We start from the raw sequence: 26,528 nt of genomic DNA on the forward strand, positions 1-26,528 counted from the left end.
ATGACCGCTGACCGATTCCACCGAGCCCTGGGGAGCCTGCGCGGGCTGGCCCTCGGTGACGCCCTCGGATCCCAGTTCTTCGTCCCTGCTCATTACCCCTCCCTCAAGCGCCGCGAACTGCCGCCTGCCCCCTGGCAGTGGACGGACGACACCGAAATGGCCTGTTCGGTGCTGGCCGTCCTCGCCGGGCACGGCCGGATCGATCAGGACGCCCTGGCCCGCTCCTTCGCCGAGCACCACGACTTCGACCGCGGCTACGGCCCGGCGGTCAACCGCATGCTGCGTCTGGTGAGGGAAGGGGGCGACTGGCGCGAGCTGGCCGCCGCCCTGTTCAACGGCCAGGGCTCCTGGGGCAACGGCGCCGCCATGCGCATCGCTCCGCTCGGTGCCTGGTACGCCGACGACCCGGTGCAGGCGACGCACCAGGCCGAGATCTCCGCGTACACCACCCACCAGCACCGCGAGGCCGTGGCCGGGACCATGGCCGTGGCCGCCGCCGCGGCGATCGCCGCCGCACCCGGCTCCGTCACGGCCGAAGCGCTCCTGGACGGTGTGATCGCACTCGTACCGCGCAGTGCCGTCCAGGCCGGGCTGAGGCGCGCTCGCGACATGCTCGACTACGGCGACGCGCACACCGTCGCCGCTGTCCTCGGCTGCGGGCGCCGCACCAGCGCCCATGACACGGTGCCCTTCGCGCTGTGGGCCGCCGCCCGCAACCTCGGCTCCTTCGAGTCGGCCTTCTGGACGACCGCGCAGGTCGGCGGCGACGTGGACACCACCTGCGCCATCGTCGGAGGAGTGGTCGCGGCGGGCGAGCGAGGAGCACCGCCGGCGAGCTGGCTGGAGAGTGTCGAAGCGCTTCCCGGCTGGCTGCCGGACGCTGTCAGCTGACCGGACAGAAAGAAGAGACGAAAAGGGGAGGGGGCGGGGCTACTCGGCCCGGAGCCGGGGGCGTACGCTTGCTGGCGCCATGCCGTACGAACCGCCTACCCACACCGTCGAGCGCTCCCTGCGCGCCACGACCGGAGCCAAGGTCGTCGCCGGAGTCGACGAGGTCGGCCGCGGAGCCTGGGCCGGACCGGTCACCGTGTGCGCGGCCGTCACCGGTCTGCGCCGGCCCCCGGAGGGGCTCACCGACTCCAAACTGCTCACACCCAAGCGCCGCACGGCACTCGCGGGTGAGCTGGAGAACTGGGTCACCGCTCACGCGCTCGGGCACTCCTCCCCACAGGAGATCGACGAACTGGGCATGACGGCGGCGCTGCGACTGGCGGCCACCCGCGCCCTGGACGCCCTGCCCGTACGGCCGGACGTGGTGATCCTCGACGGCAAGCACGACTACCTCGGCGATCCCTGGCGGGTCCGCACGGTCATCAAGGGCGATCAGTCCTGCGTGGTCGTCGCCGCCGCCTCGGTGATCGCCAAGGTGCGGCGTGACGCCATGATGACCGAACTGGGCGCCGCGTGTGCCGACTTCGGCTTCGGTGACAACGCCGGATACCCCTCGCCGGTGCACCGCGCCGCCCTGGAGGCGCTGGGCCCCACCCCGCACCACCGGCTGTCCTGGTCCTATCTCGACGCGCTGCCCAGGTGGCAGCACCTCAAGCGGGTGCGCAGCACCCCTGAGGCACTTGCTCTGGAGGCCGGTGGCCAACTCGGTTTCGACTTCTGAGCGGCACCGGCCGCCACCCGCCGATGCGACCCGCACAGGCGTTTGATAAACATCAACTCATGCCTCTCATCCCCGAGGAGCCTCAGATTCCCGAGAGTGTCCCGGGTCCCCGCGCAGTTCCGGCCCCCGGCCGCGGCGCGCCGACCCCCCGTTCTGTCCCTGGCCCCGGCCCCCGTCCGGTCCCGGTGCGGCCCGGCAGCCCCGGCTCCCACCGTGGTCCGGTCCCGGTCCCGTCCCCGCGTGCCGCGGTGACGCAGGCCCAGGCCCCCACCGCACCCGCCCCGGCCCCGGCGGCGGTTCCGCAGGTCCAGCTGATCCCGGCCTCCGCGCAGGGCGCGCTGGACGCCGCGGACGAGGCCGTCGACCTGCTGCTCGACACCGGTCGTGAGCCCGGCGAGATCCTGGTGCTCACCACCGGCGACCCGCACCCGTGGGCCGTGCACGAGCTGTCCTTCGGCGAGGCGTCCTACTGGGCGCAGCACGACGCCGGCGACGACGTGTTCTACGCGAGCGCCGAGGCGGACCGCGTCGGGCGTCGCCCGGTCGTGGTCGTCGCGGTCAACGGTGGCGCGGACGCCGTGGTGAACGGCGCCCTGTCTGCCGCCCTGGGCCGCGCCGGCGCGCTGCTCATCGTCTGCGCCGACCCTCAGCGGGTCAACTCCCTGCTCCCGGCAGGCGTCTGAGGCGCGGACCCGGCGGTCACCCGGCCTTGGAGGCGGCGGTGACCGCGGGGTCCGTGCCCGGTCTGCCGCCCTCGGGCCGCATCCGTCAGCCGGCCGCGGTGCCGTGCAGTGCGTGCCGCGTCTCGGAGACTGTGATTCCGGATACCGGTGGCGCGGTGCGGCACATGGGCGAACGCGGACGCCGCCCGCTGCGGCCTTCACCGAGTATCTGCCAGCCGCTCGTGGTCAGCGTGATATACGCGCCGCAGCGCAGGCCGTGCAGGGTGCAGGCGTCACGCAGGCCCCACATCCACGCGCCGTCCTCTTCCGTCCAACGGGCCTCGCCCGACCGGCAGTAGAGGAGCACGGCCGTGCGGACCGGGGTGCGGCGCCGGAGGTCGTGCGGGATCACCTGACGTAACTGCGCGAGGAGCGCGTTGCGGAGCTCCCAGCCGTCGGCCGAGGCGGGCTGTCTGGTGAAGGAGGCGCTCGCAGCGAGCCGTTCGTCCGGATCGAGGACGGCGACGACCGCTGTCGACGGCGCGGGCAGGTGACGCGCGTGCAGGCCGGTGATCAGTTCGCGCGGGTTCCGCAGCAAGGGGATCCCTGCCGCGGCCCACTCGGCGGGCTCCAGCGAGCGGCCCAGCCGGGGGCCGGAGTCGGCGGGCGGCGGAGCGAAGCCGAAGGTCATGATCCTCCCTTCGTCTGCGTGCCCACGGGGGGCGCGGGCGGGGCGTCGGGCAAGGGCGCGCGCCGCCACGGCAGTCCGCCGGGCCATGGGCGGGCGGGGGCGGGAGCACGTCCGATTCTCCCGGCTGCGCCGGTGCGCGGCAACGATCAATTGGCGCCACCGCGCCCCCACCCGGTGCTGTGCGCGCCCCTATCCCTGCCCAGCCTCCCGGCCCGTCACGCGCGCCTATCCCTGTACCGCCAGAACCAGGGGGAGTACGCCTTTCGCCCCCGCTCGGCGCAACAGCCGCGCTGCCACGGCCAGCGTCCATCCCGTGTCCGCCAGATCGTCGACGAGCAGCACAGGGCCGTCCGCCGAGACCAGGGCCGTCGCGAGAGCGGGCGGCACGGTCAACGCCCCGTCCAGAGCCCGCAGTCGCTGGGCGCTGTTGGTGCGCGGCAGGTGGGTGTCCGCTTCCGTGTCCTGGTACTCGACCGTGCCCAGCAACGGCATCCGCCCGATCCTGGCGATGTGCTCGCCGAGCGACTGGATCAGCTTGGGCCGGGTGCGGGAGGCGAGCGTGACGACGCCCACCGGCCGGGCGGTCGCGTCGGGTGCGCCGCCGGCCCAACCGCCCGGGCCCTGGGCCCAGTCGGCGAGCACTGTCACCACGGCGTCGGCCACATCGTCCGGAACGGGACCGTCCGGCGCATTTGGAGCGAGCAGCGGCCGCAGCCGGTTGCCCCAGCCGATGTCTGAGAGCCGGCCGAGGGCCCGGCCGGTGGCGGCCTGTTCCCCCGCGGGGATACGGCCTTTGAGATCCACGCCGACGGCGGGCATCCCCGTCGGCCACATCCGCCGGGGCTCGAGCTCGACACCGGGCCGTCCCAGTTCGCCCCGCGACGCGTCCAGCGCGGCAGCGGAGACCTCGGCGGTGAAACGGGGCCCCGCGCAGTTGTCGCAGCGTCCGCAAGCGGTGGCGCCCTCGTCGTCGAGCTGTCGCCGCAGGAACTCCATCCTGCATCCCGTGGTGGTGGCGTACTCCCGCATGGCCTGCTGCTCGGCCTCGCGCTGCCGGGCGACCCAGGCGTAGCGCTCGGCGTCATACGCCCACGGCCGGCCGGTCGCCGTCCAGCCACCGCGCACCCGGTGCACCGCGCCGTCCACGTCGAGCACCTTGAGCATGGTCTCCAGGCGGGAGCGCCGCAGCTCCACCTGAGGCTCCAGGGCGGGCAGCGAAACCGGCCGGTCCGACGCGGCCAGCACGTCGAGGGTGCGGCGCACCTGGTCCTCGGAGGGGAAGGCGAGGGACGCGAAGTATTTCCAGATGGCCTCGTCCTCGCGGCCCGGGAGCAGCAGCACTTCCGCGTGCTCCACTCCGCGCCCGGCGCGGCCCACCTGCTGGTAGTAGGCGATGGGGGACGACGGCGATCCCAGGTGGACGACGAACCCCAGGTCCGGCTTGTCGAAGCCCATGCCGAGCGCGGAGGTGGCGACCAGCGCCTTGACGCGGTTGGCGAGCAGGTCCTCCTCCGCCTGCTGGCGGTCGGCGTTCTCGGTCTTGCCGGTGTACGAGGCGACGACGTGGCCCCGGTGCCGCAGGAACGCCGTCACTTCCTCGGCGGCGGCGACGGTGAGGGTGTAGATGATGCCGGACCCCGGGAGCTCGCCGAGGTGGTCGGCGAGCCAGGCCAGCCGGTGGGCGGCGTCGGACAGTTGCAGGACGCTCAGGCTCAGGCTCTCCCGGTCCAGCGGCCCGCGCAGGACGAGCGCCTCCTCCGAGGTCTCGCCCGTGCCCAGCTGCTCGGCGACATCGGCGGTGACACGCGCGTTGGCGGTGGCGGTCGTGGCGAGCACGGGCACGTCGGGCGGCAGATCGGCGAGCATGGTGCGCAGGCGGCGGTAGTCGGGGCGGAAGTCGTGGCCCCAGTCGGAGATGCAGTGGGCCTCGTCGACGACCAGCAGGCCGGTGGTGGAGGCGAGCTTGGGCAGCACATTGTCCCGGAAGTCGGGGTTGTTGAGACGCTCCGGCGACACGAGCAGCACGTCCACGGCGCCGGCCGCGACCTCGGCCTGAACGGTGTCCCATTCCTCGGGATTGGCGGAGTTGATCGTGCGCGCGTGGATACCGGCCCGGGCGGCGGCCTCCACCTGGTTGCGCATCAGGGCGAGGAGCGGCGAGACGATCACCGTCGGACCGCTGCCGCGCTCGCGCAGCAGCGCGGTCGCGACGAAATACACGGCCGACTTGCCCCAGCCGGTCCGCTGGACGACCAGCGCGCGGCGATGGTGGGCGACCAGTGCTTCGATCGCGCGCCACTGATCCTCGCGCAGTCTCGCGGCGCCCGTGGTGTCTCCGACGAGACGGGCCAGGACGGTGTCGGCCGAGGTGCGGAGGTCTTCGTTGGTCATGCCCCCATGCAACACGAGGGCACTGACATCGCGCGACCGCGGCCACGAACCTGTGGAAAACGTGGACGACGCCGAGAACCGCGCCCCGCTCGGGAGAGCCGCCATCCACAAGATTCGTACGACAATATGCGGCGGTTATCCACAGGGCTGGTGGGCTGCCACGCAGTCGCGGGACTCTCGGGCCATGACCAAGCACAGTGACTCAGCCCACCCGTTCTCCTCGTCCGCCGCCGCGTCCGGCTCCACGAGCCCTCACGCGGAGCAGGAGGTCACCCTACGAAGCCCCGCCGAACTGGCCGACGCTCTGCCGTATTTGTTGGGTTTTGTCCCAGATGACAGTGTCGTCATGGTCGCGCTCCACGGCGCGCGCGGCCGATTCGGCGGCCGGCTCAGGCTCGGCATTCCCCACACCAGCGAGGAATGGCCCGAGATCTGCGACCAGCTCGCCGAGACCCTCGTCACCGGAAGCAACAAGCGCGGAGCCCGCCCCGACGGCGTCGTCCTGTTCCTGTGCCAGGACCCGGCCTCGGGTGAGACGGCGCGGGAGGTGATGGAGCGGCTTCGCCCGCTCGCCCGGTCCTTGCGTGACGCGTGCGGCCGGTTCGCCATGCCCGTGCACGAGGCGCTGTGCATCTCCGACGGCCGCTTCTGGTCCTACTGCTGTCCCGACCCGCGCTGCTGCCCCGCCGACGGCACACCCCTCGCGACCCCCGGCACCTCGGTCATGGCGGCGGCCGCCACCTACGCGGGCATGGAGATGCGCGGCTCCCTCAGCCAGATGGAAGCGCGGTACGCACCCCTCACCGGAGCCCGCGCAGAAGAGCAGACCCAGGCACTGGACGCGGCGGCGATGGCCCTGGTGCCCCGCATCCTCCGCGGCGCCGACTGCGAGACCGTGCGCCGGGAAACCCTGGATCTGATCCGGTCGGCCATGGGCAGGTTCCAGGAGACCGCCGCGCTGGGCGGCCGACCGGAATCCGACGCCCGCGACGACACCCTTCTCACCGCACAGGAAACAGCGGCGATCATCATCGGCCTGCAGGACCGCGTCACGCGGGACCGCGCGGCGGAGTGGATGGAAGGCCCGGACGTACCGGCCGCGCTGCGGCTCTGGCGCGCCCTCGCCCGCCGCTGCGTGCCGCCGTACGCCGAGCACGCCGCCGCCCCCGTCACCCTCGCCGGCTGGGTCGCCTGGTCGGCCGGCGACAAGCTCGAAGCCAGGGTCGCCCTGGGGCGGGCCCTGCGCCTCGATCCGGAATACCTCTTCGCGCAGCTTCTCCACCGTGCCTGCAACGAGGGCCTCGACCCCGAACCGCTGCGCCGCTGCCTGCGCGCGGAACAGGCCGACCGCGCACTGCGCCAGGCCGTCGAGAAGGAGGAGAGCCGGGCAAACGCCGCGGCCGGGGCCAGGGCGGACGCTCCGCCCGGTCCCGAGGCGGCGCGACGCCGGACCAGGGCGGGAAAGCCGACAGCGAAGACCCGGCCCGGCGGCCCGACCGGTCCCGCCGGAAGGGCGCGCACCCGGCGGACAGGGGGACAGCAGGGCGCCCGCAGCAGCCAGGACCGCCCCCAGTGACCCTCGCGACAAGGGAGGTGCGTGGCCCGCACCGTGACTTCGGCGGGCCCGGCACCGTTCATCCGGGTGGCCGCAAACGCTGCCCGTCGACCCGGCCCATGACACCCGCAGGGGAGTGCAGACAAGTGCAACGCATCGCCCCCCATGATCAGCCGACCCGCCGCCCCGCACCGCCCCCACGCACCGGCGCGCTCCGCGCGCACGGCCCACAGCCCGTCCACTCCGCGCTCATCTGCGTAGCGCTGCCTGCCCTCGCCATCTCCGGCGAACACGGGCAGATGACCGGCCAGGGCCTCGACGGGTTCTACCGGAGCGGCAGGCGTCTCCTCGCCCGATGTCTCGTACGGGTAGCGGGCGCCGAACCGCTGCCCGTGCAGGGGCGGCTGCTCACCGCGGACCGCGCCCGCTTCGTGGGCACCGTGCGCACCGCCGCCGACTCCGGTCCCGATCCGGCCGTCACCGTGGAACGGCTGCGCACGGCGGAGGGGGTCGAGCGCATCGTCCTGCGCAGCACCGCAGTCCGCCCTCTGAGCCTCCGCGTGGAGGTGTCGCTGGGTACCGACCTGGCCGAACTGGGCGCGGCAGCGGCGGGCCTGGCCGGAGCCGAGATCCCCGCCGCCGTGCATGCCTCCGGGCTGCGGTGGTCGGCGCCCGGCTCGCAGTCGGCCGTCATGGCCGACCCTCCGCCGGACGACGCCCTGGCCTCCGCGGGCCTGCTGTGCTGGGACGTCGACGTGGCCCCGGGAAGCAGCCGGAGCATTGAGCTGCGGGTGCTCGCCGAGCAGCCCGGCGGAACGCGTGCCCCCGAGGCATCGGCATCCTGGGGCCGCACGGGGGCGGCCTGCTGGGGCGACGCGCAGGCGGAGGGCGACGACCCACGGGCCGGGGCCCTGCTCGCCGCCGCCCTGGACGATCTCCGTGCCCTGCTGGTGCGCGACCCCGCGTACCCGGGGGACGCCCACCTCGCCGCGGGCATCCCCTGGCGCTGCGCCCTGGCTCCCGCCGAGGGGCTGTGGGCGGCCCGTATGACACTGCCGCTCGGCGTCCGGCTGGCGGCGGGCACGCTGCGCACCCTGGCGCGCACCCAGCTCCCCGGCCCCGGCCCGGACGGCGGACGTATCCCTGGCGCACTGCGCCACGCGGGGGCCCACCTGCCCCCGGGGTGTACGGGCATCGAGGCCACCCTGCTGTTCCCCGCAGTGCTCGCCGAGGCCAGAAGGTGGGGGCTCCCGGACAGGGAGACGGAAGCGCTGCTGCCCGCCGCCGAGCGGTGCCTGGGGTGGCTGCGCACGGCGGTGGGCGAAGACGGCTACCTCGCCGACCCCCTGCCCCGGGGGCCGTACCGCTGCGAAGTGCAGGCACACGCGCACCGGGCGGCCCTCCTGGGCGCCGATCTGCTGGAGGCCTGCGGCAGGCCCGGAGCGGAGGAATGGCGGAGCTGGGCGGCCGGACTTCGCCGCCGGTTCCGTGAGGAATTCTGGGTCGAGGATCCGAGCGGTGGCCGCCCGGCCGCCGCCCTCACCCCCCAGGGACAGCGGATACCGCACCTGGGGAGCGCCGCCGCGCATCTCCTCGACACGGGCCTGCTCGCGGCCGGGGTCCACGCCCCGGGACTCCTCGACAAGGTGCAGACCGAGCAAGTGGCCCGGCTGCTCGGCGGTCCTGCTCTCGACTCCGGCTGGGGATTGCGCAGCCTGGGGGCCAAGGAGCCCGGACACAATCCGTTCGGGCACCGCAGCGGCGCCGTGCGTGTGCACGAGACCGCAGTCGCCGTCTCGGGGCTGGCGGCAGCGGGCTACGAGAGAGAAGCAGGCGCACTGCTGCGTGGTGTGATCGACGCGGCCGATGCCTTCGGCCACCGCCTGCCCGAGATGTACGCGGGGGAGCAGCGCACCACCGGCAGCACGCCGCTGCCGCACCCGGCGGCATGCCGGCCTGCGGCTGTCGCCGCGGCAGGCGCGGTGCAGCTGCTGACCGCGCTCGCCGGTGTCCGTCCCGATGTGCCTGCCGGATCCGTGGCGGTCCGGCCGCTGCACACCGCGCCGTTGGGAGCCTTGCGGTTCACCGGGCTGCGCATCGCTGAGCAGCCGTTCGCCGTACGGATCAGCAGGATGGGGCTCGGTATGGTCGAGGAAGCGCCTGATGGTCTGCAGCTCGGAGTGTGAGGGTGGCGCGCGTGAGGGTGTCCGAGGGGGCGCGTCCGGTCCGCCCGCAAGACCCTGTTTATCGTCAAGCAGACGACTATGATCGCGTCATGCCCTACGACCCGTCGGCCTTTCCGCCCTTCGCTGTCACCGTCGACCTGGTCGTGCTCACGGTGCGTCGCCACGCCCTGTGCGCCCTGGCCGTCCGCCGCGGCGAGCCTCCGTACCAGGGCCGTTGGGCGCTGCCGGGCGGCTTCGTCCGGGGCGACGAGGATCTGGCGACCGCCGCCGCACGGGAGCTGGCCGAGGAGACGGGCCTGCACGCCCACGATCCGGCGGGGCCCGCACTCCCCAACGCCGCCCATCTCGAACAGCTCGCCACCTACGGCGATCCCAAGCGCGACCCTCGCATGAGGGTGGTCAGCGTGGCGCACCTCGCGCTGGCCCCCGACCTGCCCGCCCCGCGGGCCGGCGGCGACGCGCGCAGCGTGCGCTGGGCGCCGGTGGAGGATCTGCTCGACCAGGAGGCGGTTCACGGCCGCGAAGGCGAGCAGGCGGCCCCGCTGGCCTTCGACCACGCCCGGATCCTCGCGGACGGCGTGGAGCGCGCCCGTTCCAAGATCGAGTATTCCTCGCTGGCCACCGCCTTCTGTCCGCAGGAATTCACCGTCGGCGAGCTGCGCCGGGTGTACGAGGCGGTGTGGGGCGTCGCCCTGGACCCGCGCAACTTCCACCGCAAGGTGACGGGCACCCCTGGCTTCCTCGTGCCCACAGGAGGGACGACGACCCGTCAGGGCGGGCGCCCCGCACAGCTCTTCCGGGCCGGCGGGGCCACGGTGCTCAACCCGCCGATGCTGCGACCGGAGGCGTAGGAGGCGCGGTCGCTCGCACGGCGGGACACGGGTGGTCAACTGCCGCCATTGCGGATCAATTCGGGCATATCGGGTTACGGTGCTGCCGTACGTCCTCGCGACCCGGCGCGCCGTGCGATCCCTCGGGTCCGCCCGGCCCGGGCCGCCCCGGGCCGGTCGCCGGCCGCGCCGCCGAGCCGTCTCACGCCCTGCGGGAGAAGCCATGATCCAGGCCATCGGACTGACGAGCGCCCCCCGCCGCGACCAGCCTCCCGCCGTCGACGACATCACCTTCGAAGCGCGCCCCGGACGGGTGACCGTCCTCCTCGGAGCGGAAGGCGCGGGCAAGACCAGCACCCTGCGGCTCATGCTGCGGCTCGACCCCGGCCGCGGCGTCGCCCTCTTCCGCGGCCGCACCCTCGACCACATCGCCCACCCCATGCGGGAGATCGGGGTGCTCCTCGGCGACGTCCCCGGCCATCCCGCCCGTACCGCCCGGAGTCACCTGCGCATGCTCAGCGCCGCCGCCGGTGTGCCGGTACGCCGCGCCGACGAGGTGCTGGAGGTCGTCGGGCTCACCGGCCTTGCGGACCAGCGCCTCGACGCCTTCTCGCGGGGCATGGACCGCCGGCTGGGCATCGCCGCCGCGCTGCTCGGTGACCCGCACACCCTGGTCCTCGACGAGCCCGCGCACGAGCTCTCCCCTCGCGAGACCGCGTGGCTCCACGGCGTGCTGCGCGGCTTCGCGGAGCAGGGCGGCGCCGTCCTCGTCACCTCCCGCGACGCCTCCGAGGCCGCGCGCATCGCGCACCAGGTCGTCACCATCGACCAAGGACGCCTCGTCGCCGACCAAGCGGCCGCCGCCTTCGCCCGAACCCGGCTGCGCCCCCGCGTCGTGGTGCGGTCACCGCTCGCACCCCGCCTCGCCCACCTCCTGGAGGCCGAGGCCGACACCGTGGAGACGCCCCCGGGGAAGCCGCCCATGGAGGTCGTGCACGAGGGCGGCGGCAGGCTGTCGGTCTACGGCAGCAGTTGCGCGGCCGTCGGGGAGGCAGCCTACCGGCACGGCATCCTCGTCCACCGCCTGACCGAGGAGACCGGTGACACCGGCCCCGTGAGCCCCTTGGCGCGCGCCGACGGCCGCCGGGACGGGCCCGGTCAAGAGGTTCCTCCCGAAGCCCCGCCCGGTGAAACACCGGGCGGGCAGGACGTCGAGGAAGCGTCCGGCCCGGCCGTCCGGCCCGTCATCGTGCCCCGCCCGCTGCCGCGTCTCCCGGCCCCCGATCCCGTCTGGCCCCTGCGGTACGAACTGCGCCGCGCCACCGGGGCCCCGACCGGCTGGATCGTGACGGCCGCCACCCTCGGCGCCTCGCTCCTCGCCGCCGTGCTGCTGGCCCGCACCGGAGCCCCGGAGCCACGCCTGTTCACCGGCTGGCCGACCCTCCTGCCCCTGCCGCCGGCGGCGTTCGGCGCCGGGTTCATCGGAGCGCTCTCTTTCGGCCAGGAGTTCCGCTACCCCGCCCTGGCGCCGGACCAGGGCACCGTCCCGCGCCGGCTCGGCCTGCTCGGGGCCAAGCTCGCGGTCACCGGCGCCGCCGCCGTGCTCCTCGCGCTCGTCGCGGTGCTGCTCGACGCGGTCGTGGTGCGGCTGCTGTACGGCGACGACGCGGTCGTCGCTCCCGCGGGCTGGGCCGTCGGCCTCGCAGGCTGTGCCTGTCTGGCACTCGGCTGCGCGTGGGCCGGTCTCCTCGCCGGCGGACTGTTCCGCTCCACCGCTCTGGGGCTGGTCGCGGTGCTGGCTGTGCCGACCCTCGTGATGCCGCTCCTCGGCAGCGTGCTGGCCGAACCCGCCGCCCGGTCCCTCATCGGGCTGCCGGAGCGATTGCGTGCGGCCGCCGTCGTCCAGTGGCCGTCCGAGATGGACACCGGACTCTCGGCGGCCCTGCAACTGGTGGCCCAGCCCGTCGGCTGGGCGCTCGCGCTGTCGCTCGCGGGACTGCTGGGTGCGTACGTCCTCACCGTGTTCCGGGGGAGGCCGAGATGACGGCGCGCGCCGGGTGCTCACACCGCCGCGCTCACGCTCCGGAATCCGAAAGGGCGCCAGACGCCAACATCGTCACGCTCCGCAGTTACGCCACCCCGAAGAGTGCCCGGTTCTGTCCATTTGGACGTCAATTGTGAGGTAATGGGCGATCACCCTTTCGTGTGCTTTTCACCAAAGACCTCAAGGGACTTCGAGGTGTCGCCGACAAAGGAGGCGTGAGTACCCTTGCGCACACCATGATGACCGCGGCTCGCCCCGCCGACACCGGCCTCGCAGGCCCGGGCGAGCTAGACCGTTACCCCTACGCGGAGACCCCAGGGGTCGACCGCGGGGCCTCGCCTGCCTGGGACGGTGAGGCGGAGCTGAGCCGGGCCGGCCGCCGCGCGGCCGGCAGCCGCGGCCGAGGGCTGCACGGCCAGCTCGTCCAGCAGCTCGGCCAGATGATCGTCTCCGGCGATCTGGGAGCCGACCGTCCGCTCGTCCCCGAGGAGATCGGCCAGCGGTTCGAGGTCTCTCGCACCGTCGTCCGCGAGTCCCTGCGCGTCCTCGAGGCCAAGGGCCTGGTCAGCGCCCGGCCCAACGTCGGCACCCGGGTCCGCCCCGTCAGCGACTGGAACCTGCTCGACCCCGACATCATCGAGTGGCGGGCCTTCGGCCCCCAGCGCGAGGACCAGCGCCGCGAGCTCTGCGAGCTCCGCTGGACCATCGAGCCGCTCGCCGCCAGGCTCGCCGCCGGTCACGGCCGCGAGGACGTCCAGCAGCGCCTCGCCGACATGGCCGAGATCATGGGCCACGCGCTCGCGCAGGGCGACTCGCTCACCTTCTCGCGCGCCGACTCGGAGTTCCACTCGCTGCTGCTCCAGGTCGCGGGCAACCGCATGCTGGAGCACCTCGCGGGCATCGTCTCCTCCGCCCTGCATGTCTCGGGCGCGCAGTCGGGCGGCTGTGACCGCCCCACGGAAGCGGGTGTGGGTCATCACCTCCGGATCGTCGACGCCGTGGGTGCGGGGGATGCCGCCGGGGCGGAAGCCGCGATGCGTCAGCTGCTCGTCGCCCACCCGGACGTCGAGCGCGTGGTGCCGGCCCCTCGCGAGCACTGACCGCACGGAAGAGCGGAACGGCGCCGGCTGGTCGCACGGACGGGGCCGCATGCGCGAGACCGTACCCACGGCTCGCGCGTACGGCCACACGTCCGGGTCGCCCGCGCGAGCCGTTGTGGACGAACGGCACATGGCGCCCCCGGAACTCGGGCGGGGGCGCATCGGGGTGTTCTGTCCGCTGAAGTGGCCTTATATCCCTTATGGGGTGTGACTCGGGCCACGAGGATTGGGCGTAACGCTCTTTGAGGCAGTGCGATGACTAAAGAGGTGGCAGCCGCGGAAGGAATACAGGCCTCGTTCGAGCGCGCTGAGTCCCTCTGCATTCACCACCCGCGCCGCCGGTTCATCCTTGCCGGCGGTCGTCGGAACCGGTTCCTCGTCCAGAGGGAGCCGGGGCCGAAAGCCGTTTCCATCGTTCCGAGAGGTTGTTCGTGTCGGCCAGCACATCCCGTACGCTCCCGCCGGAGATCGCCGAATCCGAGTCTCTGATGGCGCTCATCGAGCAGGGAAAGGCCGAGGGGCAGATCGCCGGCGACGACGTGCGTCGGGCCTTCGAGGCTGACCAGATTCCGCCAACCCAGTGGAAGAATGTTCTGCGCAGCCTCAACCAGGTCCTCGACGAGGAGGGTGTGACGCTGATGGTCAGTGCCGCCGAGGCGCCCAAGCGCACCCGCAAGAGCGTCGCAGCGAAGAGCCCGGCGAAGCGCACCGCCACCAAGGCCGTGGCGTCCAAGACGGTCACGGCACGCCAGACCGCGTCCGCGACGTCCGCCGCGGACGCGTACGGCGACGGTGACGACGCCGTGGGCTCGCCCGTGAAGAAGGCCGCCACCAAGAAGGCGGCGGCGAAGAAGACGGTGGCCAAGAAGGCCGCCGTGAAGAAGACGGCGGCCAAGAAGACCGCCTCCAAGAAGGATGCCGACGAGCTGCTCGAGGACGAGCTCGTCGACGAGACCCCCACCCCGGGCAAGGGCGGCGAGGAAGAGGACGAGACCGGCGAGAACAAGGGCTTCGTCCTGTCCGACGAGGACGAGGACGACGCGCCCGCGCAGCAGGTCGCCGTGGCCGGTGCCACCGCCGACCCGGTCAAGGACTACCTCAAGCAGATCGGCAAGGTCCCCCTCCTCAACGCCGAGCAGGAGGTCGAGCTCGCCAAGCGCATCGAGGCGGGTCTGTTCGCAGAGGACAAGCTGGCGAACTCCGACAAGCTCGCGCCCAAGCTCAAGCGCGAGCTGGAGATCATCGCCGAGGACGGGCGCCGCGCCAAGAACCACCTGCTGGAGGCCAACCTCCGACTGGTGGTCTCCCTGGCCAAGCGCTACACCGGCCGCGGCATGCTCTTCCTGGACCTCATCCAGGAGGGCAACCTCGGTCTGATCCGCGCCGTCGAGAAGTTCGACTACACCAAGGGCTACAAGTTCTCGACGTACGCGACCTGGTGGATCCGCCAGGCCATCACGCGCGCGATGGCCGACCAGGCCCGCACCATCCGCATCCCGGTGCACATGGTCGAGGTCATCAACAAGCTCGCGCGTGTCCAGCGCCAGATGCTCCAGGACCTGGGCCGTGAGCCCACCCCGGAGGAGCTGGCCAAGGAGCTCGACATGACCCCCGAGAAGGTCATCGAGGTCCAGAAGTACGGCCGCGAGCCGATCTCCCTCCACACCCCCCTGGGTGAGGACGGCGACAGCGAGTTCGGTGACCTCATCGAGGACTCCGAGGCGGTCGTGCCTGCCGATGCCGTCAGCTTCACCCTCCTCCAGGAGCAGCTGCACTCCGTCCTGGACACGCTCAGCGAGCGTGAGGCGGGCGTCGTCTCGATGCGCTTCGGTCTCACCGACGGTCAGCCGAAGACCCTCGACGAGATCGGCAAGGTCTACGGGGTGACGCGTGAGCGCATCCGTCAGATCGAGTCGAAGACGATGTCGAAGCTGCGTCACCCGTCCCGCTCCCAGGTGCTCCGCGACTACCTGGACTGACGGACGGAACCGTCGAATCAGCAGTTCCCGAAGGCCCGGCCCTCCCTCGTGGAGGTGCCGGGCCTTCGGGCTTTCCGGGGGAGCCGGGCGCGAATTCGGAGTACGCCCGTCCGGCTTCGGGATGCGGTGATCGCCGCGCGGGTTGACCCTGGGTGTGCAAGGAACTCCGCACCGTCAGGAGACCGTATGCGTTCCCTGAGCTATCCGCTGGCAGGCGCCCTCGCGCTGCTGCTCGCGGCCCCTGCTCCGGCAGCGGCGGACCGGGGGATCATCGGCGGGCAGTCCGTGCGGGCCTCGGAGGCGCCCTGGGCCGTGGCTCTGGCGAGCCGCCAGCGGTTCGGGGTCGCCCGGTCGGGGCAGTTCTGCGGCGGCGTCGTGGTGGCCCCCAGGACGGTCATCACGGCGGCTCACTGTCTGAGCCACGAAGTGCTCGGGATGGACGTGAGCGAGGCGAAGGACCTCCGGATCATCAGCGGCCGGGACGATCTGCGCGGGGTGACCGGCTACGAGCTGGAGCTCCGCGACACCTGGGTGAACCCGGCGTACGACGCCGGGACCAACGCGGGCGACGTCGCCGTGCTCACCCTCAAGGAGCCGGTGCCCGGGGGCCGCGTCCTCCCGATGGCGCAGTCGGGCGACCCGGTGTACCGGACGGGCACGCCGGCCATGGTCTACGGGTGGGGCGACGTGTACGGCGACGGCACCTACTCGGAGACCCTCCGCACCGCCAGGCTGGTCGTGCTGGACGACGCCCTGTGCGAGCGGGCGTACCCGGGGAGCGCGGAGGGTGTCTACCGCCGGGGTTCGATGCTGTGCGGCGGGCTGCCGGACGGCGGCAAGGACGCCTGCCAGGGCGACAGCGGTGGGCCGCTGGTCGCGCGGGGGCGGCTGATCGGGCTGGTGTCCTGGGGCAGTGGTTGCGCCCAGAAGGGCCATCCAGGGGTCTATACGCGCATCTCGGCGGTCAGGTCACTGGTGTCGGCACGTGTGACCGAAGGGGCGAAGCAAGCCGCTTCAGCCGCCGCTCAGGCGGTCGACCCGCCCGTCCGGACGGCGCCCCCGGAGCCGGAGCGGACCGAGCCTCTGCTGCAGCTGCCTCCGGGCATCCAGAAGCTCATGTCGCGGGCTGTCCCGAAGGGCGTGCGCCATCACGCCAGGGCGCGGTCGGCAAGGCGGCGGTGAGTCCGTGACGGGGCCTGGTGGAGTGGGTGCGGACACGAGAGCGGGCGACCTCCCCCCGTGATGGGAGTGGTCGCCCGCCGCTGCCCGGCCCTGGATGGCCGGACCTCGCTCGTCGTCGGATGCGATGTGTCAGCGTTCCATTGCGGACTCAACGGTCCTCGTCGGACGCGGACGCCGGAGAGGCCGTGAGCCGCTCCGTCTCGTCCTGTATCTCCGCGGCGATCTTCTTGAGTTCTGGCTCGAACTTACGCCCGTGGTGGGCGCAGAAGAGCAGTTCGCCGCCGCTCATGAGAACGACGCGCAGGTAAGCCTGAGCGCCGCACCGGTCGCAGCGGTCAGCGGCCGTCAGCGGGCTCGCGGGGGTCAGAACAGTAGTCACGTCGCCTCTTCTCTAGCTCGACGAGCTGTCGTACCAGGGTCAACATCCAACCAGGCCGAAAACGTTCCCGCTCGAGGCTTTTCCTCGAAAGTTCCTTCCGAGTGGGCCGGATCTTGACGGTTGGCGGCGAATGAGCCGTATTGCGTGGGCTTACGGTTTCACGTCGCTGGGGGTCTTTGGTCCTGCCCGGCCGGCTTGCCGGGTTGTTCTTGAGGACGTGCCCGGAGCCTAAATGGTTCATGCCTCCAAGGGAACGTGATGTGCACGTCACTCCATCGTGTCATCGAACGCGTGATCGACTCTGGACTAGCATGGGCATTCCTACGGGTGGCTGCGCAAAGGCTCTACCAGGCCTCGGTACCCTCTGAACGGCGACCGAGCCATGACCGCGCCCGACCGGGCCGAAAAAGAAATTCAGCGAGGAGCGAACCGCGTGACCGCCGATATGTCCGTGCCGTCCACTGCGTTGCTGACCGGGGCAGACCGGGACGGATCCAACTACACCGCGCGGCACCTGCTCGTCCTCGAGGGTCTCGAGGCCGTTCGCAAGCGTCCCGGTATGTATATCGGCTCCACCGACAGCCGTGGCCTGATGCACTGCCTCTGGGAGATCATCGACAATTCCGTCGACGAGGCCCTGGGCGGATTCTGCGACCGGATCGAGGTGATCCTCCACGACGACGGGTCGGTGGAGGTCCGGGACAACGGCCGCGGCATCCCCGTGGACGTCGAGCCCAAGACCGGGCTTTCCGGCATCGAGGTCGTGATGACCAAGCTGCACGCGGGCGGCAAGTTCGGCGGCGGCTCGTACGCGGCCTCCGGCGGCCTGCACGGCGTGGGCGCCTCCGTCGTCAACGCGCTCTCCGCCCGGCTGGACGTGGAGGTGGACCGGAACAGCCGGACCCACGAGGTCAGCTTCCGGCGCGGCGTCCCCGGCATCTTCACCGAGTCCGGCCCGGACGCGCCCTTCGACCCGGCCGGCGGCCTCCGCAAGACCAAGAAGGTCCCCAAGACCCGCAGCGGCACCCGTGTCCGCTACTGGGCGGACCGCCAGATCTTCCTCAAGGACGCGAAGCTCTCCCTGGAGACGCTCTACGGCCGCGCCCGGCAGACCGCCTTCCTCGTGCCGGGTCTGACCATCGTGGTGCGCGACGAGCGGGGTCTCGACGGCGCGGAAGGCACCGAGGAGACGTTCCGCTACGACGGCGGCATCAGCGAGTTCTGCGAGTACCTCGCGCAGGACAAGGCCGTGTGCGACGTGCTGCGGCTGAGCGGCCAGGGCACCTTCAAGGAGACCGTTCCGGTCCTCGACGACCGCGGGCACATGACCCCGACCGAGGTCACCCGCGAGCTCGGCGTGGACATCGCCCTCCGCTGGGGCACGGGCTACGACTCGACGGTGAAGTCCTTCGTCAACATCATCGCCACCCCCAAGGGCGGCACGCACGTGGCCGGATTCGAGCGCTCGATCACCAAGACGGTCAACGAGGCGCTCCGGTCCTCGAAGCTCCTGCGGGTCGCCGAGGACGACGTCGTCAAGGACGACGCCATGGAGGGCCTCACGGCCGTCGTGACGGTCCGCCTGGCGGAGCCGCAGTTCGAGGGGCAGACCAAGGAGGTCCTGGGCACCTCGGCCGCCTCCCGGATCGTGGCGAACGTGGTCGCCAAGGAACTCAAGGCGTTCCTGACCTCCACCAAGCGCGATGCCAAGCAGCAGGCGCGGGCGGTGCTGGAGAAGGTCGTCGCCGCGGCCCGTACACGCATCGCCGCCCGGCAGCACAAGGAGGCTCAGCGGCGGAAGACGGCGCTGGAGTCCTCCTCGCTGCCGGCCAAGCTCGCCGACTGCCGCAGTGACGACGTCGAGCGCAGCGAGCTGTTCATCGTCGAGGGCGACTCGGCGCTCGGCACGGCGAAGCTGGCCCGCAACTCCGAGTTCCAGGCGCTGCTGCCGATCCGCGGCAAGATTCTCAACGTCCAGAAGTCGTCGGTCTCCGACATGCTCAAGAACGCCGAGTGCGGCGCGATCATCCAGGTGATAGGAGCGGGGTCCGGCCGGACCTTCGACATCGACGCGGCGCGCTACGGCAAGGTCATCTTCCTCGCCGACGCCGATGTGGACGGCGCGCACATCCGCTGCCTGCTGCTGACCCTCTTCCAGCGCTACATGCGGCCCATGGTGGAGGAAGGCCGGGTCTTCTCGGCGGTGCCGCCGCTGCACCGGGTGGAGCTGATCCAGCCCAAGAAGGGGCAGGACAAGTACATCTACACCTACTCCGACAACGAGCTGCGGCAGACGCTGCTGGAGCTGGAGCGGAAGAACGTCCGCTACAAGGACGGCATCCAGCGCTACAAGGGCCTGGGTGAGATGGACGCCGACCAGCTCGCGGAGACCACGATGGACCCGCGCCATCGCACGCTGCGGCGCATCAACATCAGCGATCTGGAAGCGGCGGAGCGCGCCTTCGACCTCCTGATGGGCAACGAGGTGGCCCCTCGCAAGGAGTTCATCACCAACTCCGCCGCCACGCTGGACCGCTCGCGCATCGACGCCTGACGCATCGACGGTGACGGACCGCGTCGCCTGCCGGGGCATCTCCCTCCGGCAGGCGCCGTGCCGGCGACGGCATGTCCGGCGGGAGGGAGACGTGCCGGCGCTCGCCTGTCCGAGGGGAGCCAAGCGCGGCAGCGGTCGGGCGGCTGCGCCCCGTGCGGAAGCCGTGCTGTGTGCGGAAGAGGGCTGGGCGTCGGCGCGGGCTCTCCACCCCCGGGTGGAGAGCGATCTCCACCCGGGCTCCACCCGAAGCCCACCCGTGGTCCGATCCCGGCCGTGAGCCGGATCCGTAGCGTCGGATGCGTTGAATCGTTCGCGCTCGTCCACGCTCCGCGGAGGCCCGCCCCATGTCCGGCTTTATCGATGTCGCAGTGATCGTCGCGGTCTGCGCGACCGTGCTCGTCCGGCAGACGAGGCCGCACAAGATGATGGACGACGCCCGGCGCTGGTGGGTCCTCCCCACGGTGCTCGTCGTCCTGGCCGTCCGGCAGCCGGGACTGATCGATGCCGGGCACCGCGTGGCGTCCGTGGGGCTGCTGGCCGGCGGGGTGCTGGCGGGGCTCGCCACCGGCGCCGCGTGGGCCTGGACCACCCGAATATGGTTCGACGGGTCCGGGGCCCTCTGGGCCCAGGGCGGCAAGGCCACGGCCGCGATATGGCTCGGCGGAGCGGCCCTGCGCGTCGCGCTCTACGGTCTGGGGGCGCTGGCCGGGGTCCACCAGGGCGGCTCCGCGACGATGGTGACCATGGCGGCCATGCTCCTGGCCCGTTCCGGGGTGCTGGCACACCGGGCCCAGGGCTTCCGCCCGGCGTACGGTATCCCTGCCGGTGGCTGAGACGCGCGTCGCGGCGGAGGGACTTCACGTGCCGATGGAGAAGTGGACCGAGTGGCCGGCCCGTGAGGCGCTCTCCCGGATGGGAGTGCCACTGCGGCGCCAGGTCATGAGCTGGGTGGTGCGGCTGTCCCTGCTCGGCCTGGTCCTGTGGGGGGTGCTGAGCGACCACTTGCTGCACGGGTGGGGATTCGTCGCCCTGACCGTGGGCCTGATCATCTGTGTCGCCGGGATCCGGGTGTACTACGGCACGACGCTCGCCCAGCGGCTGTGGCCGTCCCTGGGGGTGCTGGCGGTGCTCTACGCGGTCGGCGTGGGCTCCCAGGCGGCGGGGGTGCACACTCCCGCGGCGGTGCTCTGGTGCCTGTGCGCGCTCGTCGCGATGGAGCGGCTCCCGATGCTGTACGGAGTGGCCGTCTCCGTGGTCGCCATGGGGTCGTACGGTCTGGCGAGCACGGACCGGCCGACCGTCGCCGCCCTGACGGCGCTGGGGCTGCCGGTCCTGGGATACGCGCTGCGGCTGGACGAGGAGGCGCGAGGGGCCGGGTTCCGGCTGCTGGCCCAGGAGAAGGCGGCGCGCAGGGCGGAGGCCGAGTCCGCGGCCCTCGCCGAGCGGGCCCGGATCGCCCGCGAGATCCATGACGTGCTCGCCCACAGCCTCTCCGCGCAGATGGTGCACCTGGAGGCGGCGCGGCTGCTCATCGAGAGAGGGGAGGACCGGCAGCGGATCCTGGAGCGGGTGGTGGCGGCCCGGGGCATGGCACGCGAGGGGCTGGCCGAGACCCGGCAGGCGCTGTCCGCGCTGCGCGGCGAGATGACCCGCGTCGAGGACTTCCTCAGCGATGCGTCCGCGTCCGAAGGAGCGCGCTTCGAGGTGACGGGGGAGCCCCGGGGCCTTTCGGCGGAGGCTGGGCTGACGGTGCGCAGGGTCGCCCAGGAGGCCCTGACCAATGTCCGCAAGCACGCGCCCGGTGCCGATGTGGAGATGAGGTTCACCTATCTGGAGGGTGAGGTGGAGCTGTGGGTCCGTGACAGGGGCGGGCATGTGGATTCCGGAGACCTCGCCGTGTCCGGTGCCGGGTACGGTCTGCTGGGGATGCGGGAGCGCGCCGAGCTGCTCGGCGGCACGCTGGAGGCCGGACCGGCCGGACCTGGACAGGAGGGCTTCGTGGTGCGTTTGCGGGTGCCGGCATGACGGACGGTGCGGTCGGGGCGGAAGGAGTGGACGGCCCTCAGAGTGCGCAGGATGCGCCCGGGGAAGGGGCCGTCGGGGCTCCGGGACCGGTCGGGGCAGGGGGTGCCGGACGGCGCGACGTGGCGCGGGTCGTGGTGGCGGACGACCAGACCGTCGTGCGCGAGGGGATCGTGATACTGCTGGGGCTGCTGCCGGGGATCGAGGTCGTGGGGGCCGCGGCCGATGGCCATGAAGCGGTGCGCATGGTGGCCGAACTCGCCCCGGACGTGGTGCTGATGGACCTCCGGATGCCGCGGTGCGACGGGGTGGAGGCGACCCGCCGTATTCGTGACGAGCACCCGTCGACCCAGGTCGTGATCCTGACCACCTACGGCGATGACGACTCGCTCTTTCCCGCGCTCCGGGCCGGGGCGCGCGGGTATCTCACCAAGGACGCCGGTGGGGAGGAGATCGTCCGGGCGGTGCGGCATGTGATGTCGGGGGAGGCGGGGCTCTCGCCCAATATCCAGCGCCGGTTGCTGGAGCGGCTCTCCGCGCCCGGCGAAGGTGGCTCCCCGGATCGCACGGCCGCCGCGGGGTCACCCGTCGGTGACCCCGGCCCCGGTGCGCCGCCGCGCCGGGAGTTGCCGGACGGGCTGACGGGGCGTGAGGCGGAGGTGCTGTCGCTGGTCGCCGAGGGGCTGTCCAACGCCGAGATCGCCCGTCGGCTGCATGTCAGTACGGCGACGGTCAAGACGCACATCAACAACCTCTTCGCCAAGACGGGAGTGCGGGACCGGGCGCAGGCCGTGCGGTACGCCTTCCGCTACGGGATCGTGGTGCCGCCGGATCCGCGCGGGAGTTGACGGGCAGTCAAGTATGGGGAATCAGCGGGATGTCCAGGCGTAGCGGTGTTCCGGGCGGCCGGTTTCGCCGTATTTGAGGGTGAGGCGGAGTCTGCCGGATTCCTCCAGGCGTTTGAGGTAGCGCTGCGCGGTGGAGCGGCTCAGGCCCGCGCGGGTGGCGACCTCGTGGGCCGACAGCGGCCGCGCCGCGTCCGAGAGCACCCGGCGGATCAGCTCGGCGGTGGGCGCGGAGTGCCCCTTCGGCAAGGGAGCGCTGGTGGCCGCCGTGCGCAGGGTGCCGAAGATGCGGTCGACCTGGTCCTGGCCGGCCTCGTGCGCGTCGTCCAGGGTCCGGCGCAGCTGGGCGTACGCCTCCAGCTTCACTCGCAGCCCGGGGAAGGTGAACGGCTTGACCAGGTACTGCAGGGCGCCGAAGGACATCGCCGCCTGCACGGTCGCGACGTCCCGGGAGGCCGTCACCATGATCACGTCGGTGAGGTGGCCGCGCTGCCTCATCCGGCGCACCAGGGACAGCCCCGTCTCGTCGGGCAGGAAGTGGTCCAGGAGCATCAGGTCGATGCCGCCCTGTTCGAGCACGGCCAGGGCCTGGGCCGCGGAGTGGACCTTGGCGCCGACATGGAAGCCGGGTACGCGCGCGACGTACGCGGCGTTGATCTCGGCGACGCGGAAATCGTCGTCCACCACCAGGACCTCGATCATTTACTTCACCCCTTCGAGTGAGCGCACTGCTTCGGGCAAGTTCACGGTGAACACCGCGCCGCCGCCTTCCCGTTCATCCGCCCGCGCCGAGCCTCCGTAGCGTTCGGCCAGCCTTCTGACGAGGGAGAGGCCGAGTCCGCGGCGGCGGTGCGGTGGCGATTCCTTGGTGGACCAGCCGTCGGCGAAGACGAGTTCGCGATCGGCGGCGGGTATCCCGGGTCCGTTGTCGGTGACACGCACGATCAGTGCGGCGCCCGCGGCCCGCAGCTCCACTTCCACGAACGGTTCCTCGTCGGTCCGGCCCGCGGTCGCGTCCAGCGCGTTGTCCACGAGGTTGCCGAGGACGGTGACCAGGTCGCGGGGGTCGACCACCCGGTCGGGCAGCCGGGTGCGCGGGCTCACCCGCAGGGCCACGCCGCGTTCGGCCGCGACCGCGCTCTTGCCCACCAGCAGCGCGCCGACCAGCGGATCGCGCACCCGCTCGGCGACCTGCTCGGCCGTGGCCCGGTGCGCGCCCGTCACCTCCGCCAGGAAGTCGGCGGCCTCCTCGTACAGCTCCAGCTCCAGCAGCCCGACGAGGGTGTGCAGCCGGTTGGCGTGCTCGTGGTCCTGGGCGCGCAGCGCGTCGGTCAGGCCGCGGGTGCCGTCGAGTTCCCGGCGGAGCTGCTCCAGTTCGGTGCGGTCGCGCAGGGTGGCCACCGTGCCCCCGTCGGCCGTGTCCATCCGGTTGGCGATCAGGACCCGCCCGTCCCGGACGGTGAGCAGGTCCGTGCCCGTCACCCGGCCCGCCAGCACGTCCGTGGTCCGGCCGGGCGGCAGGACGCCGTCCAGCGGCTGCCCGGTCGCGTCCGGCCCGAGCCCGAGCAGCCGCTGGGCCTCGTCGTTGACGAGCCGTACGCGGCCGTGCCGGTCGAGGGCCACCACGCCCTCGCGGATGCCGTGCAGCATCGCCTCGCGCTCGTCCAGCAGGGCGGAGATCTCGGTGAGTTCGATGCCGCGGGTGCGCTTGCGCAGCCGCCGGGAGACGGCGAGTGCCGCCAGCGCCCCGGCCCCGAGAGCGGCACCGGCGTACAGCAGGATGCCGGGCACCGCGTGGACCAGCAGTGCGTGCACGTTGTCGTAGGCGATGCCCACGGACACGGCGCCGACCACGGCGCCCTCGCTGTCACGCAACGGCACCTTGCCGCGTGCGGAGCGGCCGAGCGTGCCCTCGGCGATGCCCTTCCACTCCTGCCCGCCCAGGACCTTGCCGGGATCGGTGCTGACCCGCTCACCGATCCGCGCGGGGGAGGGATGGGAGTAGCGGGTGCCCTGGACGTCGACGACCACCACATAGCTGGCACCCGTGGCCAGCCGGATGCGCTCGGCGGCGGTCTGCACGGGGCCCTGCGGGGTGGGCAGTTCGGCCAGCAGTTCACGGGCGATGCCGGGCTGGGCGGCGGTGGCCTGCGCTATGGCCAGCGCCCGCCGCTCGGCCTGGTCGTCCAGTTGCGCGCCGAGCGGCGCCAGGAAGAGTCCGGCGGCCAGCCCGGTGACGCCGGTGATGATCAGCAGCTGGGCGAGCAGCACCTGGGCGAAGACGCGGCGGGGCCACCGGGGGCGCATAGGGGTCCCTTTCGTTTCGTCCTGCGGTGCCACCAGAACGTAGCCGGACGACCGGCCAGTGGCCGGTTCCGTAGCGCTTTTGTTGTTCTACCGCGAGCAAAACGAGCAGAACAGGGTTCGTGCCCTCAACCCGCACAGCGCTCACAAGGCTGTCTGCGCGGTGTGCGCCGCGCCTACCGTCCAGCACCGCCCCGAGGGACCGCGGGGCACACGAGCCGGGCACAGGAGGCACCACCATGAACAGCGGGACGACCGACGCTACCCCCAGCGGAACCCCACCGGGCCGGAATCCGGCCATCGAACTGCGAGGGGCCACCAAGGTGTTCCGCACCCCCTCGGGCGCAGGCCACACGGCCGTGCGTGATCTCGACCTGACCGTGGAGCACGGCGAGTTCGTCGCCGTGGTGGGGCCCACCGGCTGCGGGAAGTCGACCACCCTCACCCTGGTCAGCGGGCTGGAGGAGCCGTCCGAGGGCGAGGTGCTCGTCGACGGTGAACCCGTGACGGGGATCCGGCCGGAGGTCGGGTTCGTCTTCCAGCAGGACGCGGTGTTCCCCTGGCGCACGGTCCTGTCCAATGTGATGGCCGGCCCGCGCTTCCGCGGCGTGCCGAAGGCGGAGGCGCGCGAGCGCGCCCTCGACTGGCTCGGCCGGGTGGGTCTCGCGGCCTTCGCCGACCGCTATCCGCACCAGCTCTCCGGTGGCCAGCGCAAGCGCGTGGCACTGGCGCAGACCTTCGTCGGCGACCCCTCGATCCTGCTGATGGACGAGCCCTTCTCGGCACTCGACGTGCAGACCCGCGCGCTGATGTCCGACGAGCTCCTGGAGCTGTGGGGCGGTGGGCGGCCCGGCGGAACGGCCGCGTCCGTCGTCTTCGTCACCCACGACCTGGAAGAGGCGATCGCGCTGGCCGACAAGGTGGTCGTGATGACCGCCGGCCCGGCCACCGTCAAGGAGGTCTTCCCCGTCCGGCTGCCCCGGCCCCGGAAGGTCGAATCCATCCGTCTGGAGGCGGAGTTCGTCGAGATCTATCGCGAGATCTGGTCCTCGCTCGGCGAAGAGGTCCGCATCACGCGGGAGAGGGGTGCCGAGCGTGTCGCATGAGTCGATTCCGTCCGGTTCCGCCGTCGTACCCGCCCGGGCTGCCGCGCCGAAGAGCGCCACGGGCCGTACGGAGGCCCGGGCCAAGGCCGCCCGTCACCGGAGGCTGCTGGTCCTCGCAGTGCGGGTGCTGCTGCTCGCCGTCGTGCTCTGCGCCTGGGAGTTGATGTCCCGTCACAAGGTGATCGATCCCTTCAACTTCTCGATGCCCTCGGAGATCTGGGACCAGATCGTGCAGTGGACGGCGCACGGCACCGCGCAGGGTTCGCTCGGCGAGCAGATCTGGTACACGCTCTACGAGGCGCTGTTCGGCTGGGTCATCGGTGTGACGGGCGGCGTGGCCCTCGGCATCGCGCTGGGCCGGGTGCGCTTCCTGGCCGACGTCCTCGGCCCGTACATCAAGATTCTCAACGCGCTGCCGAGGATCGTCCTCGCGCCCATTTTCCTCATCTGGTTCGGCCTGGGGCCCGCGTCCAAGGTCGCCTCGGCCGTGGTGCTGGTCTTCTTCCCCGTCTTCTTCAACGCGTTCCAGGGGGCGCGGGAGGTGGACCGCAACCTCGTCGCCAACGCCCGCATCCTGGGCGCGAGCAACCGCCGTGTGACCCTTCAGGTCGTCGTGCCGTCCGCCACGTCCTGGATCTTCACCAGCCTTCATGTGAGCTTCGGGTTCGCGCTGATCGGGGCGATCGTCGGCGAGTACATCGGGGCGACGAAGGGGATCGGGCTGCTCGTCTCCAACGCGCAGAACACCTTCAACTCGGCCGGGGTGTACGCCGCGATGGTCATCCTCGCGGTGGTCGCGCTGCTGGCCGAGGGGCTGCTGACCTTCGCGGAGCGGCGGCTGTTCCGCTGGAAGGCGGGCCGGCCGGGGACGGACGACTGACGGGCCCGGCGTCCAGGGTCCGCCGCTCCCTCGCCCTCCCCCCCTCACCCGAAGGAACTTCCCAATCGTGTTGTCAAGCTGCTCCCGTGACGGGGGGTGAAGAGTGAAAGCACTCTCCGTCTCGGATCATCGCCCACAGAACGTTG

Annotated in this window: 20 protein-coding genes and 1 pseudogene; 16 read left to right on the forward strand and 5 right to left on the reverse strand. The window is 72.2% G+C overall.

The features are described from left to right. The 3 genes from ACFY1P_RS30945 to ACFY1P_RS30955 all read left to right on the forward strand — a co-directional run bounded on the left by ACFY1P_RS30945 (position 1) and on the right by ACFY1P_RS30955 (position 2,355). Positions 1-891, forward strand: a complete 891-nt coding sequence (locus tag ACFY1P_RS30945) for an ADP-ribosylglycohydrolase family protein (RefSeq protein WP_361520757.1) — start codon at positions 1-3, stop codon at positions 889-891. A 79-nt stretch (positions 892-970) separates the two neighbouring features. Beyond that, on the forward strand, positions 971-1,672 hold the full coding sequence (locus tag ACFY1P_RS30950) for a ribonuclease HII (protein WP_361520760.1): 702 nt from the start codon (positions 971-973) through the stop codon (positions 1,670-1,672). 59 nt (positions 1,673-1,731) lie between these two features. Continuing rightward, complete coding sequence (locus tag ACFY1P_RS30955; protein ID WP_390752491.1) at positions 1,732-2,355, forward strand: hypothetical protein; 624 nt, start codon at positions 1,732-1,734, stop codon at positions 2,353-2,355. Positions 2,356-2,440: 85 nt separating this feature from the next. Here the strand turns inward: ACFY1P_RS30955 and ACFY1P_RS30960 are convergent, their stop codons facing one another. Both ACFY1P_RS30960 and ACFY1P_RS30965 read right to left on the reverse strand, forming a co-directional pair. After that, a complete protein-coding gene (locus ACFY1P_RS30960) occupies positions 2,441-3,025 on the reverse strand; it encodes a hypothetical protein (protein ID WP_361520765.1) in 585 nt (194 codons plus the stop codon). Between the two features lie 225 nt (positions 3,026-3,250). Further along, positions 3,251-5,416 carry a RecQ family ATP-dependent DNA helicase gene (locus ACFY1P_RS30965; RefSeq protein WP_390752492.1) on the reverse strand — a complete coding sequence of 722 codons (2,166 nt, stop codon included), beginning with the start codon at positions 5,414-5,416 and terminating at the stop codon, positions 3,251-3,253. Between the two features lie 184 nt (positions 5,417-5,600). On the opposite strand from ACFY1P_RS30965, the gene ACFY1P_RS30970 reads away from it, so the two are divergent. The 7 genes and pseudogenes from ACFY1P_RS30970 to ACFY1P_RS31000 all read left to right on the forward strand — a co-directional run. Then, the gene (locus ACFY1P_RS30970; protein WP_361520768.1) at positions 5,601-6,992 is read left to right on the forward strand and encodes a DUF4192 domain-containing protein; all 1,392 of its coding nucleotides are present in this window, start codon (positions 5,601-5,603) and stop codon (positions 6,990-6,992) included. 125 nt (positions 6,993-7,117) lie between these two features. Beyond that, on the forward strand, positions 7,118-9,157 hold the full coding sequence (locus ACFY1P_RS30975) for a glycogen debranching N-terminal domain-containing protein (protein WP_390752493.1): 2,040 nt from the start codon (positions 7,118-7,120) through the stop codon (positions 9,155-9,157). Between the two features lie 89 nt (positions 9,158-9,246). After that, positions 9,247-10,008, forward strand: coding sequence for an NUDIX hydrolase (locus ACFY1P_RS30980; RefSeq protein ID WP_361520773.1), 762 nt, complete (start codon positions 9,247-9,249; stop codon positions 10,006-10,008). Between the two features lie 202 nt (positions 10,009-10,210). Continuing rightward, positions 10,211-12,031 (forward strand): ATP-binding cassette domain-containing protein, encoded by a 1,821-nt coding sequence (locus ACFY1P_RS30985; RefSeq protein ID WP_361520776.1) that lies wholly within the window; start codon positions 10,211-10,213, stop codon positions 12,029-12,031. 161 nt (positions 12,032-12,192) lie between these two features. Beyond that, positions 12,193-13,131, forward strand: a complete 939-nt coding sequence (locus ACFY1P_RS30990) for an FCD domain-containing protein (RefSeq protein ID WP_361520779.1) — start codon at positions 12,193-12,195, stop codon at positions 13,129-13,131. Between the two features lie 431 nt (positions 13,132-13,562). Continuing rightward, the gene (locus ACFY1P_RS30995) at positions 13,563-15,110 is read left to right on the forward strand and encodes an RNA polymerase sigma factor (RefSeq protein ID WP_361520781.1); all 1,548 of its coding nucleotides are present in this window, start codon (positions 13,563-13,565) and stop codon (positions 15,108-15,110) included. Positions 15,111-15,296: 186 nt separating this feature from the next. Further along, positions 15,297-16,100: pseudogene (locus ACFY1P_RS31000) on the forward strand (S1 family peptidase); the annotation flags it as partial. Between the two features lie 340 nt (positions 16,101-16,440). Here ACFY1P_RS31000 and ACFY1P_RS31005 read toward each other — a convergent pair. Then, the gene (locus ACFY1P_RS31005) at positions 16,441-16,671 is read right to left on the reverse strand and encodes a hypothetical protein (protein WP_030260793.1); all 231 of its coding nucleotides are present in this window, start codon (positions 16,669-16,671) and stop codon (positions 16,441-16,443) included. Positions 16,672-17,104: 433 nt separating this feature from the next. On the opposite strand from ACFY1P_RS31005, the gene ACFY1P_RS31010 reads away from it, so the two are divergent. The 4 genes from ACFY1P_RS31010 (at position 17,105) to ACFY1P_RS31025 (ending at position 22,095) form a co-directional block, all read left to right on the forward strand. Continuing rightward, on the forward strand, positions 17,105-19,225 hold the full coding sequence (locus ACFY1P_RS31010; protein ID WP_361520787.1) for a DNA topoisomerase IV subunit B: 2,121 nt from the start codon (positions 17,105-17,107) through the stop codon (positions 19,223-19,225). Positions 19,226-19,569: 344 nt separating this feature from the next. Then, entirely contained in the window at positions 19,570-20,058 is a 489-nt protein-coding gene (locus ACFY1P_RS31015; protein WP_390752494.1) for a DUF1453 domain-containing protein, read from the forward strand. Between the two features lie 28 nt (positions 20,059-20,086). Then, complete coding sequence (locus ACFY1P_RS31020; protein ID WP_390752498.1) at positions 20,087-21,250, forward strand: sensor histidine kinase; 1,164 nt, start codon at positions 20,087-20,089, stop codon at positions 21,248-21,250. Between the two features lie 119 nt (positions 21,251-21,369). After that, positions 21,370-22,095, forward strand: coding sequence for a response regulator (locus ACFY1P_RS31025; protein WP_390752495.1), 726 nt, complete (start codon positions 21,370-21,372; stop codon positions 22,093-22,095). A gap of 21 nt (positions 22,096-22,116) precedes the next feature. Here ACFY1P_RS31025 and ACFY1P_RS31030 read toward each other — a convergent pair whose 3' ends face one another. Both ACFY1P_RS31030 and ACFY1P_RS31035 read right to left on the reverse strand, forming a co-directional pair. After that, a complete protein-coding gene (locus ACFY1P_RS31030; protein WP_361520796.1) occupies positions 22,117-22,794 on the reverse strand; it encodes a response regulator in 678 nt (225 codons plus the stop codon). Further along, entirely contained in the window at positions 22,795-24,399 is a 1,605-nt protein-coding gene (locus ACFY1P_RS31035) for a sensor histidine kinase (RefSeq protein WP_361520799.1), read from the reverse strand. 236 nt (positions 24,400-24,635) lie between these two features. Between ACFY1P_RS31035 and ACFY1P_RS31040 the strand changes: the two genes are divergently transcribed. Both ACFY1P_RS31040 and ACFY1P_RS31045 read left to right on the forward strand, forming a co-directional pair. Continuing rightward, a complete protein-coding gene (locus ACFY1P_RS31040; RefSeq protein WP_361520802.1) occupies positions 24,636-25,502 on the forward strand; it encodes an ABC transporter ATP-binding protein in 867 nt (288 codons plus the stop codon). Between the two features lie 4 nt (positions 25,503-25,506). Continuing rightward, a complete protein-coding gene (locus tag ACFY1P_RS31045) occupies positions 25,507-26,382 on the forward strand; it encodes an ABC transporter permease (RefSeq protein ID WP_390752499.1) in 876 nt (291 codons plus the stop codon). Positions 26,383-26,528: the final 146 nt, after the last annotated feature.

It is taken from the genome of Streptomyces sp. NPDC001407 (genome assembly GCF_042895325.1).
Taxonomy (GTDB): domain Bacteria; phylum Actinomycetota; class Actinomycetes; order Streptomycetales; family Streptomycetaceae; genus Streptomyces.

What these genes read in the sequence shown, in the direction of transcription:
- ACFY1P_RS31035 (WP_361520799.1), bottom strand. Translation starts at nt 24,399, where the DNA reads ATGCGCCCCCGGTGGCCCCGCCGCGTCTTCGCCCAGGTGCTGCTCGCC.
- ACFY1P_RS31015 (WP_390752494.1), top strand. Translation starts at nt 19,570, where the DNA reads ATGTCCGGCTTTATCGATGTCGCAGTGATCGTCGCGGTCTGCGCGACC.
- ACFY1P_RS30965 (WP_390752492.1), bottom strand. Translation starts at nt 5,416, where the DNA reads ATGACCAACGAAGACCTCCGCACCTCGGCCGACACCGTCCTGGCCCGT.
- ACFY1P_RS30950 (WP_361520760.1), top strand. Translation starts at nt 971, where the DNA reads ATGCCGTACGAACCGCCTACCCACACCGTCGAGCGCTCCCTGCGCGCC.
- ACFY1P_RS31040 (WP_361520802.1), top strand. Translation starts at nt 24,636, where the DNA reads ATGAACAGCGGGACGACCGACGCTACCCCCAGCGGAACCCCACCGGGC.
- ACFY1P_RS31030 (WP_361520796.1), bottom strand. Translation starts at nt 22,794, where the DNA reads ATGATCGAGGTCCTGGTGGTGGACGACGATTTCCGCGTCGCCGAGATC.
- ACFY1P_RS30945 (WP_361520757.1), top strand. Translation starts at nt 1, where the DNA reads ATGACCGCTGACCGATTCCACCGAGCCCTGGGGAGCCTGCGCGGGCTG.
- ACFY1P_RS30955 (WP_390752491.1), top strand. Translation starts at nt 1,732, where the DNA reads ATGCCTCTCATCCCCGAGGAGCCTCAGATTCCCGAGAGTGTCCCGGGT.
- ACFY1P_RS30980 (WP_361520773.1), top strand. Translation starts at nt 9,247, where the DNA reads ATGCCCTACGACCCGTCGGCCTTTCCGCCCTTCGCTGTCACCGTCGAC.
- ACFY1P_RS30960 (WP_361520765.1), bottom strand. Translation starts at nt 3,025, where the DNA reads ATGACCTTCGGCTTCGCTCCGCCGCCCGCCGACTCCGGCCCCCGGCTG.
- ACFY1P_RS30970 (WP_361520768.1), top strand. Translation starts at nt 5,601, where the DNA reads ATGACCAAGCACAGTGACTCAGCCCACCCGTTCTCCTCGTCCGCCGCC.
- ACFY1P_RS30985 (WP_361520776.1), top strand. Translation starts at nt 10,211, where the DNA reads ATGATCCAGGCCATCGGACTGACGAGCGCCCCCCGCCGCGACCAGCCT.